The following is a 12,890-nucleotide window of genomic DNA, read 5'->3' on the forward strand; positions in this document are numbered from 1 at the left end:
GCGGGGGAGCGCGTGTACCGGCGCTTCGCCATACCCGGGGCCGGGTATCCCGGGCGCAAGCACATGGCGGAAGTGGCGAACGCCGTCACACGCGCGGGGTCCGCGTCCCGTCCTGCCATCGCGGCCGCGAACGTCGTCCCGGCCGCCGGTAGGACACCTACGAAAACGCGCCGACCCCCACGTGGGGAGCCGGCGCGTTGCTGACGAGATTCTTCGCTCAGCCGGTGTTCTGCAGACCCGCGGCGACGCCGCTCACCGAGAGGAGCAGCAGGCGCTGGTGCTCGGCATCCGGAGTCGGGTTTTCGGCATCCGCGTCGCGGAGCGCGCGCAGGGCCCGCAGCTGCAGCAGCGAGAGAGCGTCCACGTAGGGGCTGCGCATCTTCACGGCGCGCTGCAAGATCGGCTTGTTGCCGAGCAGGTCCCCGCCGGTGATGCGCTCCACCCAGGTGCGAGTGAGGAGCATCTCGTCCATGACGAGCTGGGCGAGATCGTCGCGGTCGCCGAGCGCGAGGTACCGTCGGGCGATACGCTCGTCGGCCTTGGCCAGGCTCATCGCGACGTTGTCGATCATCGTGCGGAACAGCGGCCACTGCTCGTACGCGTCGCGCAGACGCTGCTCGTCGCCGACGGCATCCAGTGCGGTGCCGAGACCGAACCAGCCCGCGAGGTTGATGCGGGCCTGGGTCCAGGAGAAGACCCACGGGATCGCCCGGAGGTCTTCGAGCGACTCCACTGACAGACCGCGGCGCGCGGGACGCGAACCGAGGGCGAGGTGCCCGAGTTCCTCCATCGGGGTGACGGTGGCGAACCACGGTGCGAAGCCCGGCGCCTTCACGAGGGCGAAGAACCGCTCGCGCGAGGCGACGTCCATCGTCTCGGCGACGTCGGCGAACGCCTCGGCGGCACCGCGGTTGCGGCGCTCGATCGAGGGGGAGGATGCCGTGAGTACGGCGGCCGCAACCTGATCGATGTGTCGCATGGCGATGTCGGCGTCGCCGTAGCGGGCGAAGATGACCTCACCCTGCTCGGTCAGCTTGAACCGGCCGTCGACCGAGTGCGGGGGCTGCGCGAGGATCGCCGAGTTGGCCGGACCGCCGCCGCGGCCGAGCGCCCCGCCACGACCGTGGAAGAGCGTCAGCTCGATGCCCTCGGTCTCGGCCCACGTCGAGATCTTCGCCTGCGCCTCGTAGAGCGCGAGGTTCGCGGCGACGGGTCCGACGTCCTTCGAGGAATCGGAGTAGCCGAGCATCACCTCGAGACGGCGGCCCGTGGCATCCAATCGATCGACGAAGGACGGATGCGTCACGATCTCGGCGAGGATGCCGGGGGCGGCCTGCAGGTCGGCGAAAGTCTCGAACAGCGGGATGACGTCGAGCACGGGGAGCGCTTCGCCGGGGCCCATCGCGTAGGAGGCGAGCTCGTGCACGTTCGCGAGGTCTTCGGCCGACTGCGTGAACGACACGATGTAGCGTCCGGCCGCGCGGGGGCCGAAACGCTCCTGGACGTAGGCGATCGAGCGGAAGACCTCGAGCACCTCGTCGGTCTGCTCGCTGCGCTCGCCTCCGGCCCGCAGCTCGTCGAGCACCTTGCGGTGCACGGCCGAGTGCTGACGTACCTCGAGTTCGGTGAGATGGAAGCCGTAGGTCTCGACCTGCCACACGAGGCGCTGGAGGGCGCCGTACGCCTGGCGCGCGGCGCCCGCGGCGACCAGCGAATCCTGCACCGTGCGCAGGTCGGTCAGCAGGTGTTCGGGGTCGCGATACGCGAGATCGGCGTTGCGTGTGCGGGTCGCGGCGATCTTGCGCGCGAGCAGCAGCAGGATGCGACGGTGCGGCTCATCGGGCGAGCGCTCGGCGATCTCGGCCGCGGCGTCTTCGTCAGCGGCTCGCAGGCGGTGCCACAGGGCGACGAGTGCGTCGCTCGGCGGGGTGGTCTCGGCATCGAGGGTCAGGCCGCGCCCGACGCGCTGGGCCGTGCGCTCGAGGCCCAGCAGTACGTGCTCGCTCGCGATCGCGGCGGCCTTTCGAGTGACGGATGCCGTGACGAAGGGGTTCCCGTCCCGGTCGCCGCCGACCCAGGAGCCGACGCGCACGAACGGCCGGACGATCGGGGCGCGGGATCCTGCGTGCTCGCCCTGGAGGATGTCGTCGATACGGCGGTAGACGCGGGGGACGGCGGTGTACAGCGTCTCGTCGAAGACCGACATGACCGAGCGGACCTCGTCGACGGGAGAGGGCTTCTCCCGGCGCAGGGGCGCGGTGCGCCACAGCGTGTCGATCTCCTCGAGCATGCGGCGCTCGGCGCGGCGGCTCTCGGCGCCGCCCTCGGTCGCGTCGTCGTGCTCCGACAGCAGCTCCGACAGGCGCCGGATGCTCGTCGAGATGGCGCGGCGGCGGGCCTCGGTGGGGTGGGCGGTGAAGACCGGGTGGAAGCGGAGCGCCTGCAGGCGCGCGAGCGCCGTTTCCTCGCCGACCTCGCTCGCCAGGCGTTCGAACGCGCTGGCGATCGTGTCGGGGATGCCGTTGCGCGACGGCTGGTCGCCGCGCTCGCGCAGCACGCGCACGCGCTGGTGCTCCTCGACGAGGTTGACGAGATGGAAGTAGGCCGTGAAGGCCCGCGCCACCTCGTCGGCGCGCTCGATCGAGAAACCGTCGGCGATGGCCGCGGCCCGCTCGAACGCCTCGGGCGTCTCGTCGGTGTAGGCCTGGATCGTCGCCGAGCGCAGCCGCTCGACGTCGTCGTACAGTCCGGGGGAGCCGCTCTCCTGAAGCACACGTCCCAGGAGGGAGCCGAGCAGGCGCACGTCGGCACGCATCTGTTCGGGGAGCTCCTGGCCGGCTTCGAAGCGGCCCACGAGGTCGATGGCCTCGGTCGGGGTCAGTTCACGCACACGCCCCAGATTATCGGCGTCGCGGGCGGGCTGATTCACGTGTAACGCCGTGCGACGGCAGCCCCGGCGCGAACTCCGGAGTTTCTCCGGTCCCGGGGCGTGGTCGCCGCAGCAAATCGGGGCGGTGGGGGCGTGGCATCCGGAAATCTCCGGAGTTCGGCGGCAGTGCGGAGTTCGGGGGGGGGCAGTGGGGTCCGGGGCTTGACAGCAGGGAGTCCGGGGCTCGGCGGAGTTCGTGGGCTCGACGACGTCGAGCAGTCCGAGATTCTCCGGAGCTCGGCGACGGCGAGCACGCCGCCTCAGCGCGGAGCGCCGGCGACGGGCTCGCAGCCCGGCCGTTCCGGCAGACGACACGGAGCGTAAGACCCGGGCTTCGGCGCGGGCCGTCGCCGGGGACCCGGCCGGGGGATACTCGTCACGAGCGGTGCCGCCCGGCACGCGGAGGGAGAGACCGTGAGCGACGACGCCCTGCGGGAGGCAGCCGAGACCATGCGGGCGGTGCGCGAACGCTGCGCCTGGACGAAGACGATCGACCACCGCGACCTCGTGCCCTACCTGATGGAGGAGAGCGCCGAGGTCATCGACGCCGTCGAGACCGGCACGCGCGCCGACCTGCGGGAGGAGCTCGGCGACCTGCTGTGGCAGGTGCTGTTCCACGCCGAGATCGCCGCGGGCGATGCCGACGATCCCTTCGACATCGACGACGTCGCACGGGGGCTCACCGAGAAGATGGTGCGGCGTCATCCGCACGTGTTCGGTGACGCGGTGGCATCCACTCCCGAAGAGGTGCTCGTGCACTGGAACGCGGCGAAGGCCGCCGAGAAGAACACGCGCACGAGCGTGCTCGACGGGGTCAGCGACCACATGCCCGCTCTCGCGCTCGCGCAGAAGATCGTGGGCAAGGCCGCCCAGGTGGGGGTGCCGGCCCCCGCGCACCGGCTGGCCGATCCGGAGACCGAGGCCGAGCTCGGCGACGCGCTGCTGGCGCTCGTGCAGCTCGCGCGCGCACGGGGATGGGACGCCGAGCGGGCGCTCCGCGAGCGTCTGCGCGCCCTCCGCACTGAGGTCCGGGTGGTGGAGGAGCGCGCCCGCTCCGAGCGCGCCTGAGCTCGCGACCGACCGCCGTCGCGAGATCACCCGATCGGTGCGACCTCACACGCGCAGACGCCGCTCTTCCGCGTGATCTCGCGAGGAATGGGCGATTCCGCGCGGCCTGTGTGCACGGCTGCCCCGCCCGAGGCTGGAACAATGGACGGGTGGCATCCGTGAACCCGCCGCGCGGCATGCGCGACTTCCTCCCCGCCGACAAGGCCCGTCGCGAGCGCGTGCTCGCCGTCATCCGTCAGCGCTACCGCGCGCACGGCTTCGACGAGATCGAGACCCCGGTGATGGAGGAGTACTCGCGCCTGCACGCCGGTCTCGGCGGCGACAACGAGAAGCTGTCGTTCAGCATCCTGAAGCGGGGGATGGATGCCGAGGCCATCCGCGCCGCGGCCGACGACCCCGCCGCTCTGGCCGACCTCGGCCTCCGCTACGACCTCACGGTCCCGCTGGCGCGGTTCTACGCGACCAACCGGGCGCAGCTGCCCACGGTCTTCCGCGCGATCCAGATCGCCCCGGTCTGGCGGGCCGAGCGCCCTCAGAAGGGCCGGTACCGCCAGTTCGTGCAGTGCGACATCGACATCATCGGTGACGCCTCGGCGCGCGCCGAGGCCGAGCTCATGACCGCGAGTCTCGACGTGCTCGACGCACTCGGGCTCGAGGGCGGCTCGATCCGCGTCAACGACCGCCGCGTGCTCGACGCGATGCTCGACGTGTTCGGGTTCACCCCCGACGAGCGCCCGGGCGTGCTCATCACCATCGACAAGCTCGACAAGATCGGCCCGTCCGGTGTCGTCGTGGAGCTGCGAGAGCGCGGGGCGACCCCCGCCGCGGCCGATGCGTTCGCCGCGTACCTCGACCGCCCCGCGACGACGCCGGCGTTCGATGAGGAAGGGATCCGCGCGGCGCTGCCCACCGGCATCCCCGACGAGGTCATCGTGCACCTCGTCGCTCTCGGCGAGACGGTCGCCGCCGCGCGCGGTGCCGACGCACCGCTCGTCTTCGACCCGTTCCTCGTGCGCGGCATGGGGTACTACACCGGCACGATCTTCGAGCTGGCCCACCCGAGCGTCGACTACTCTCTCGGCGGGGGCGGGCGCTACGACGGCATGATCGGACGCTTCCTCGGCCAGCAGGTGCCTGCCGTGGGCTTCTCGATCGGCTTCGAGCGCATCGTCGACCTGCTGCAGGATGCCGCCGATTCGACCGACCGTGCGATCGTGCTCGTCCACGACCGCGACGTTCCGCTGGCGCAACTGCTCGGGCTCAAGGCGTCGCTCGTCGCCGACGGCGCTCGGGTACGCCTCGAGCAGCGCCCGAAGAACCTCAAGGCCCTGCTCGAGCGGGCGAGTGCCGACGGCTACACGGCGTTCGCGGCGGTCGGTGCCGACACCACCGCGGAGACGCTCGAGATCAAGCCGCTCGGCTGAGCGGAGGTCGCCTCACGCGACCGCGCTGATCAACGCCTCGCTCGGGCTCTCGGCGGCGAGGCGTTCCAGACGCGCCGCGGTCGCGGCATCGCGGGGAGAGAACCACACCACGCGCGAGCCCAGACCCTCGTCGATCCACAGGCTCGACATCTCGAGGTTCAGTTCGCCGACGCGGGCGTGCACGAGGTGCTTGCTCGCGTTGCGCTCGCCGCCGACGTCGCCCAGACGCCACAGTTCTGAGAAGCGCGGCGACATCGCCTCGAGCTCGCCGATGAAGCGCTGCCACGACGGCTCCTCGTGGTGGCGGCCGTACGCGGAGCGCAGACGCGCGGCGATCCGACGCTGGGCGTGGTCGAGGTCGACGTGCGCGCGCTGCCAGGCCGTGTCGGTGAAGAGCAGCACCGCGCAGTTCCGCCGGTCGGCGGGGAGGTCGTCGAGATCGTCGAAGAGGTAGCGGTAGGCCCGGTTGTACGCGCGGATGTCGAAGCGCGAGGTCTGCACCGCGGCGGGGTAGGGGAGGAGCTTCTCGAGCAGGTCGAGGTGAGTCTGGCCCACGCACATGCGCGCCTCGCGGTCGGGCACGGGCAGGTCGGCCAGGGCGAACAGGTGGTCGCGCTCGTCGTCGCTCAGGCGCAGGGCGCGGGCGATGGCCGCGATCACCTGAGCGGAGGCGGCGATCGGCCGACCCTGCTCGAGCCACGTGTACCAGGTGAGCCCGACGCCGGCGAGCTGCGCGACCTCCTCCCGGCGCAGACCGGCGACCCGCCGACGGGCGCCCTCCGGGAGGCCGACGTCGGCCGGGCGAAGACGGGCGCGGCGGCTGCGCAGAAAACCCGCGAACTCGGCGCGGACGTCGTCGGATCGAGTCATGGCATCCCTCCCTCGGGCGATCCTAGGACGCGCCCCGGACATCGACCCGGTCGGTGGCAGGTGCTCCCCGTACCAGGATGAAGGTACTCCTGGTACCAGGATGCCGTGCTCTCCATGCTGGGCACCATGACCACTTCCGCAGAGCCCGCGACCGGCAGCGCGCCCGTGCCGATCCGACCCGACGCCGTCGCCGACGTCCCCACCTGGCGATACCTCGGGTTCCTCCTCGGACCGGGTGTCGGCACCTTCGCCTTCAACGCGGTGACCGTGATCCTCCCGACGCTGCGCGAGCGCTTCGGCGCGAGCGACGTCGCCCTCGAGCTCGTGATCGCCGGCTACGGCATCCCCTTCGCCGTGCTGCTCATCCTGGGCGGCCGCCTCGGCGACCGGTTCGGACGCCATCGGCTCTACATGCTCGGCATGGGGCTGTTCCTCGTCTCGGCCATCGCGTGCGCCCTCGCCCCGTCGATCGAGATGCTCATCGCCGCCCGCATCGTTCAGGGAGTCGGCGCGGCGCTGTGCACCCCGCAGGTGCTCGGGACCATCCAGGCCACCTCGCGCGGCGCCGCCCGCACGCGGGCCATCGCCGCATTCGGCGCGAGCGGCGGCATCGGCGCGGCGGTCGGGCAGGTCGCCGGTGGGGCACTCGCCGCGCTGTCGTTCGGGCCCATCGACGGCTGGCGCGCGGTCTTCGTCGTCGTCGCGCTCGTCGCCCTCGCCGCGATCGTCCTCGCCCCTCTCGCACCGCGCTCGCGGGCGCACGAGGTGGTCGCGATCGACCTGGTGGGCACGGCGGCGCTGGCCGTCGGCATCCTGGCCGCCTCCGTCGCCCTGACCTTCGGGCCGGCGTGGAACTGGTCGTGGCCGGTGCTGATCGCGCTGGTGGTGGCGGCGATCGCCTTCGTGGGCATGTGGCGGCACCAGGACGCCATCGAGCGTTTCGGCCGCGTTCCGCTCCTTCCCCCGAGCGTGCTGCGGTTGCGTCCGCTGCAGCTCGGACTGCTCGCGGCGGGACTGTTCTTCGCCGGGTACTCCGCGCTGCTGTACGTGTTTCCGCGAGCCGTCGAGGCCGGCGGGCTGACGTCGCTGCAGGCGGGGCTGGCCCTGCTTCCGTTCGCGGTGGTGTTCGCCGGCATGTCGCTGGCGGTCGCCCGCATCCAGGCGCGGCTGGGAGACGCGACGCTCGTCCTCGGCGTCGCCGTGCAGATCGTCGCCCTCCTCGGCATGGTCGTCACTCTCGCGATCGGCTGGGGCAGCGATGTGGGACTCTGGCTGCAGCCCGCGCTCGTGCTGCTGGGCGCCGGACAGGCGCTGATCTTCTCACCGCTCACGCAGCTCGTCGTCCGCGAGGTGCCGGTCGAGGCCGCGGGACTGTCCGGCGGCATGTTCAGCACCGCGCAGCAGCTCGCCCTCTCGTTCGGCGTCATCGTCATCGGTGGTGCGGTGGGCGTCACGGGGGCGGCGGGCCGTGACGAGCTCCTCCTGGGGCTCGTGCTCGACATCGCCCTCGCCGTCGCGGTACTCGCCGTGGCACTCGTCCTGCGGGCGCGGGGAAGCCGGGTGCAGCGCTGAGCCCCCGGCATCCCGAACAGATGCGGGATGCCGAGAGGCCACCGTCGCCGCACCGTCAGGACACGGCCACCCGGCGTTCACCGCGGCCCGGTGTCATCAGAGGATGCGCACGCGTCGACCGGTGACCCTGACCGCGGCATCCCTGGTCGCCGTCGCCGGGGCCGGGGCGGTGGGGCTGCGCACTCTCATCGCCCGTCAGGCCGCTATCGCGCGTCGGCGCATCGGCAAGCCGCTCGGCGAGCAGGCGCTCGACGCCGACCGGGTGTGGCGGCGGAAGAAGCATCCGGGGGAGCCGGTCGAGCTGCTCGTGCTCGGCGACTCGATCGCCGCGGGGCTCGGGGCGGGCCATCGCCGCGACACGCTCGGCGCCCGTCTCGCCAAGGGCATCGCGCGGGAGGCGGGGCGGCCCGTGCGGCTGCGCACCGCCGCGGTCGTGGGGTCGGAGACCTCCGCCCTCGCGGGCCAGATCGCGGCGCTCCCGGCGGGGTACCGGCCGGATGCCGCGGTCATCGTCGTCGGCGGCAACGACGTGACGCACCGTATCCCGGCATCCCGCTCCGCGGAGCAGTTGGGGGAGGTCGTGCGCGACCTGCGGAGTCGCGGCGTGCCGGTCGTGGTCGGCACATGCCCCGACCTCGGCACCCTGCGCGCGATCCCGCAGCCGCTGCGCGCGCTCGCTGCGCGGTCGTCGCGGCAGCTCGCGTCGGCTCAGGCCGCGGCCGTGCATCGGGCGGGAGGACGGGTGGTGGCGCTCGCGCGGGCCGTGGGTCCGGTGTTCGCGAAGCGTCCCGATGAGATGTTCAGCGTCGACCGCTTCCACCCCAGCGCGCTCGGCTACCGGCGTACGGCCGAGGCGCTGCTGCCGGCCGTGCTGGCGGCGCTGGAGACGTCCGGCCGGCGCGGGGGAGACCCGGTACCCGGGTGACCTGCCTGTCGACACCCGACGCGTGCGGCCGGCGACGGTTCACGGGGTACGGCTCGCCGAACTCCTGAACGACCGTGCCGCCGACGCGCGCAGTCGGCGGCGCCCGGCTCGCGGAACTCCTGAACGACCGTGCCGCCGACGCGCGCACAGACGCCCTTCGGCCCGCCGATGCGCCGAAGGGCGGGCACCCCCGCGCGAGGATTCAGGAGTTGCGCGAGCACTCACCTGGCGCATAGCCGCCGGATCTACGTTTCTCGCACGCCTCTCGTCGATGTCTTCCTCAGCACCTGGCGCGCCGATCCGCTCACCCTCGGCGCGCTCTTCGCGGCATCCGTCGCCTACCTGCTCGGCGTGCGTCGGCTGCGACGCGGGGGCGGGACCTGGCCGCTGCGACGCACGATCGGATTCTTCGCGCTCGGCCTGGCGCCCTACGCGGTCATCGAGCTCGGCTTCCTCGGCGCCTCCTCGTCGCAGCTGCGCTGGGCCTTCTCGACCCGTGTCGCGCTGCTGCTCTTCGCGGTGCCGGCGGGGATCGCCGCGGGTCGCCCGCTCGACCTGATCCCGCAGGGGATTCGCGAACGGATCCTCGGGTCGCGCGTCACCCGCGTCTTCGGCAACGCCATGGTCGCCACCGTGGTGGTCGCCGCGGTCTTCTGCCTGTTCCTCACGCCGGTCGCCGGCATCCTGCGGGTGAATCCCGTCGCCGAGGCGTCGCTGGGGATCCTCGTGCCCCTCGTCGGGCTCGCGATGGTGCTGCCCATGATGGCGCTGGGCGCCGTGCACACGGGCACCTTCATCGCGATCGAGTTCCTGCTCGCGTTCGTCGAGCTGCTCATCGACTCCGTGCCGGGCCTCCTGCTGCGGCTCAACGACTCCGTACTGGACCTGATCCCGGATGCCGCGCAGGCGGTGTCGTGGTGGCCGTCGACGCTGCACGACCAGCACCTCGCGGGCGACATGACCTGGTTCATCGCCGAGTTCGCCGACGTGCCGATCCTGGTCATCCTGATGATCCGGTGGATGCGCAGCGACCGCGTCGAGGCGCGGGGATTCGACGATCTCTCGGACGAGGAGTACGACGAAATGACCCGCGCTCACCTGCGCGGAGAGCGTTGACCCGCCCGCCCCGCACCGACAGGCTGGGGGAGTGCCCACTCCCGAAGACGTCGACGCCTTCCTGACCGAGACCCTGGTCGGGTCCGACCCCGCGGGAGCGGCCGCGCTCGCGGCCCAGCACGACGCCGGTCTGCCGGCGATCGAGGTCGCCCCCGTGAACGCGAAGTTCCTGCACCTGCTCACGCGCATCGCCGGCGCTCGCCGGGTGCTCGAGATCGGCACCCTGGGCGGGTACTCCACCATCTGGTTCGCTCGCGCGGTGGGACCGGAGGGGACGGTCGTGACCGTCGAGGCCGAACCCGGGAACGCCGCGCTCGCCCGTCGCAACCTCGAGCACGCGGATCTCGCCGATCGGGTCGAGGTGCGCGTGGGACGCGGCGCCGAGGTTCTGCCGACGCTCGAGGGGCAGGAGCCGTTCGATCTGGTCTTCATCGACGCCGACAAGGAGTCGAACGAGCTGTACCTCGACTGGGCCGCACGCCTCGGCCGCCCCGGCACCGTGGTCGTGCTCGACAACGTGGTGCGGGGCGGAGAGGTCGCCGACGCTGAAACATCCGACAGCAAGGTCCTCGGCGCCCGTCGCGGCATCCTGATGCTCGGCGCCGATCCTCGGTTCGACGCCACCGCGTTGCAGACCCTCGACCGGAAGGGGTGGGACGGGGTGGCCGTGGCGATCGTGGTGGATGCCGGGGCGGGCCCCAAGGCCTGAAGGGGGCCTGAGCCTGGCGAGGTCCCTGAGCCTGTCGAAGAAACCGGAACCCGCGCGGGCCGGTGGCTGGGACGAGCTCGGCGACCTCTGGGGTCGCGCTCCGGCGTAACCCCGGCCCACGGCCGTCGACCGGGATCACTAGACTCGTCCACGGACCGACGACGCTCCGCCCTTCTTCACTCAGAACCAACGAGGAGTCCTTCGTGGCACTTATCGAGGCTGTCAACGCGCGCGAGATCCTGGATTCGCGCGGTAACCCGACCGTCGAGGTGGAGGTGCTCCTCGACGACGGCATCGTCCAGCGGGCGGCCGTCCCCTCCGGCGCGTCCACCGGCGCCTTCGAGGCCTACGAGCTGCGCGACGGCGACAAGAGCCGTTACAGCGGCAAGGGCGTGCTCAAGGCCGTCGCCGCGGTCGTCGACGAGCTCGGCCCCGCCATCGAGGGCGTCGAGGCGAGCGAGCAGCGCATCATCGACGAGATCCTCATCGAGACCGACGGCACCGAGAACAAGTCGCGCACCGGCGCCAACGCCATCCTCGGTGTCTCGCTCGCCGTGGCCAAGGCCGCCGCCGACAGCGCCGACCTGCCGCTGTTCCGCTACCTCGGCGGCCCGAACGCGCACCTGCTGCCCGTTCCGCTGTTCAACGTCATCAACGGCGGCGAGCACGCCGACAACGGCATCGACTTCCAGGAGTTCTTCCTCGCGCCCATCGGCGCCGAGACCTACGGCGAGTCGCTGCGCTGGGGCACCGAGGTCTACCACGTCCTCAAGGGCGAGCTGAAGTCCGCGGGCTACAACACCGGTCTCGGCGACGAGGGCGGCTTCGCCCCCGACCTGCCCAGCAACCGCGAGGGCCTCGACTTCCTCATCCGCGCGATCGAGAAGGCCGGCTTCACCCCCGGCAAGGAGATCGCCGTCGGCCTCGACGTCGCCGCCACCGAGTTCTACAAGGACGGCGTCTACACGGTCGAGGGCAAGGAGTGGAGCGTCGACACGCTCGTCGACTACTTCGCCGACCTCGTCGCGAACTTCCCGATCGTCACGATCGAGGACGCGCTCGCCGAAGACGACTGGGACGGCTGGAAGAAGCTGACGGATGCCATCGGCTCCAAGGTGCAGCTCGTCGGCGACGACCTGTTCGTCACCAACCCGAAGCGCCTGCAGCAGGGCATCGACCTCGGCGTCGCGAACTCGCTGCTCGTCAAGGTCAACCAGATCGGCACGCTGTCCGAGACCCTGGATGCCATCGCGCTGGCCACCCGCTCGGGCTACACCTCGATGCTGTCGCACCGCTCGGGCGAGACCGAGGACACCACGATCGCCGACCTCGCCGTCGCCGTGAACGCCGGCCAGATCAAGACCGGTGCTCCCGCGCGCAGCGAGCGCGTCGCGAAGTACAACCAGCTGCTCCGCATCGAGGAGGACCTCGGCGACGCCGCGGTCTTCGCCGGCCGCTCGGCGTTCCCCCGTTTCAAGGGCTGATCGTCCGACACGTGAGGAGGGGGAAGCCGTCGGGCTTCCCCCTCCTTCGTCGTTCCCACTCGTTTCGCTGAGCGGTCGCCGAGCGCCCGGCGCGTCCCCGGAGCCCCCTCACGTCGAGACGTAGACTCGCTCGCGGCCCGACAACCGGGTGGACGACGACGGAAGGGATGCCGTGGAGAGACCTACACTGCCTCCCCGCCGGCCGCTGGCATCCGAGGCTCCGAAGGCGGGCAGGAAGACGCCGAAGGCTCCGGCGCGGCCCGCTCGACCGACGCGTCGGCCGAACGCCTCCGAGCGTCGTGTCGATGTGCGGGAGTGGCTCGGTCGCGTGCGGATCTCGGGCTTCGTCGTCATCATGCTGGGTCTCGTCGTGCTGGGCGCGTTCGTCCTGGTGCCGACGGTGGGGACCTACATGGACCAGCGCCAGCAGATCCAGGCGCTGCGCAGCGCCGTCGAGCTGAGCCAGTCGCAGGTCGCCGATCTTCAGGCGCAGCGCGAGCGGTGGTCCGACCCCGCCTACATCCGCACGCAGGCGCGCGAACGCCTCGGGTACACCTTCCCGGGAGAGGTCGTGTACCTGATCGACAACGACCTGCCCGCGTCTGCGACGCCGCAGGAGCAGGATGCCGTCAGCGGAGACGTCGGCCAGACCCGCACCGACTGGATGGCCCAGCTCGTCCGGTCGGTCGCCGCCTCCGGCGCCGCCCAGGTCGCGGTGCCCGAGGTGACCGTCGGCGTTCCCGACCCGGCGCCGCCGACCGAGACCCCCGCGGGCTGAGGCTCCCCGCACGGA

General features: G+C 71.9%; 10 protein-coding genes. 8 read left to right on the top strand and 2 right to left on the bottom strand.

All coding sequences use genetic code 11. The annotated features are described in order from the left end of the window. Positions 1 to 217: 217 nt before the first annotated feature. Positions 218 to 2,890 carry a phosphoenolpyruvate carboxylase gene (locus Q9R20_RS11415; RefSeq protein WP_311249461.1) on the bottom strand — a complete coding sequence of 891 codons (2,673 nt, stop codon included), beginning with the start codon at positions 2,888 to 2,890 and terminating at the stop codon, positions 218 to 220. A 489-nt stretch (positions 2,891 to 3,379) separates the two neighbouring features. Here Q9R20_RS11415 and Q9R20_RS11420 point away from each other — a divergent pair, with 489 nt between their 5' ends. Both Q9R20_RS11420 and hisS read left to right on the top strand, forming a co-directional pair. Beyond that, the gene (locus Q9R20_RS11420; RefSeq protein ID WP_311249838.1) at positions 3,380 to 3,997 is read left to right on the top strand and encodes a MazG family protein; all 618 of its coding nucleotides are present in this window, start codon (positions 3,380 to 3,382) and stop codon (positions 3,995 to 3,997) included. A 176-nt stretch (positions 3,998 to 4,173) separates the two neighbouring features. After that, on the top strand, positions 4,174 to 5,421 hold the full coding sequence (hisS, locus tag Q9R20_RS11425) for a histidine--tRNA ligase (protein ID WP_311249839.1): 1,248 nt from the start codon (positions 4,174 to 4,176) through the stop codon (positions 5,419 to 5,421). 12 nt (positions 5,422 to 5,433) lie between these two features. Here hisS and Q9R20_RS11430 read toward each other — a convergent pair whose 3' ends face one another. Further along, complete coding sequence (locus tag Q9R20_RS11430; RefSeq protein WP_311249462.1) at positions 5,434 to 6,291, bottom strand: helix-turn-helix transcriptional regulator; 858 nt, start codon at positions 6,289 to 6,291, stop codon at positions 5,434 to 5,436. A gap of 126 nt (positions 6,292 to 6,417) precedes the next feature. On the opposite strand from Q9R20_RS11430, the gene Q9R20_RS11435 reads away from it, so the two are divergent. From Q9R20_RS11435 to Q9R20_RS11460, 6 genes are all read left to right on the top strand, one after another. Next, positions 6,418 to 7,863 carry an MFS transporter gene (locus Q9R20_RS11435; RefSeq protein WP_311249463.1) on the top strand — a complete coding sequence of 482 codons (1,446 nt, stop codon included), beginning with the start codon at positions 6,418 to 6,420 and terminating at the stop codon, positions 7,861 to 7,863. Between the two features lie 103 nt (positions 7,864 to 7,966). Continuing rightward, positions 7,967 to 8,788 (top strand): SGNH/GDSL hydrolase family protein, encoded by an 822-nt coding sequence (locus Q9R20_RS11440; RefSeq protein ID WP_311249464.1) that lies wholly within the window; start codon positions 7,967 to 7,969, stop codon positions 8,786 to 8,788. 168 nt (positions 8,789 to 8,956) lie between these two features. Further along, positions 8,957 to 9,904 (top strand): cytochrome c oxidase assembly protein, encoded by a 948-nt coding sequence (locus tag Q9R20_RS11445; RefSeq protein WP_311249465.1) that lies wholly within the window; start codon positions 8,957 to 8,959, stop codon positions 9,902 to 9,904. Positions 9,905 to 9,935: 31 nt separating this feature from the next. Continuing rightward, positions 9,936 to 10,613: an O-methyltransferase gene (locus Q9R20_RS11450; protein ID WP_311249466.1), complete on the top strand. Its 678-nt coding sequence runs from the start codon at positions 9,936 to 9,938 to the stop codon at positions 10,611 to 10,613. Positions 10,614 to 10,816: 203 nt separating this feature from the next. After that, positions 10,817 to 12,097, top strand: coding sequence for a phosphopyruvate hydratase (gene eno, locus Q9R20_RS11455; protein WP_295840353.1), 1,281 nt, complete (start codon positions 10,817 to 10,819; stop codon positions 12,095 to 12,097). Positions 12,098 to 12,404: 307 nt separating this feature from the next. Further along, the gene (locus tag Q9R20_RS11460) at positions 12,405 to 12,875 is read left to right on the top strand and encodes a septum formation initiator family protein (protein ID WP_311249467.1); all 471 of its coding nucleotides are present in this window, start codon (positions 12,405 to 12,407) and stop codon (positions 12,873 to 12,875) included. The last annotated feature ends 15 nt before the right edge of the window (positions 12,876 to 12,890 follow it).

It is taken from the genome of Microbacterium sp. PRF11 (genome assembly GCF_031844085.1).
In the GTDB taxonomy this organism is placed as follows: domain Bacteria; phylum Actinomycetota; class Actinomycetes; order Actinomycetales; family Microbacteriaceae; genus Microbacterium.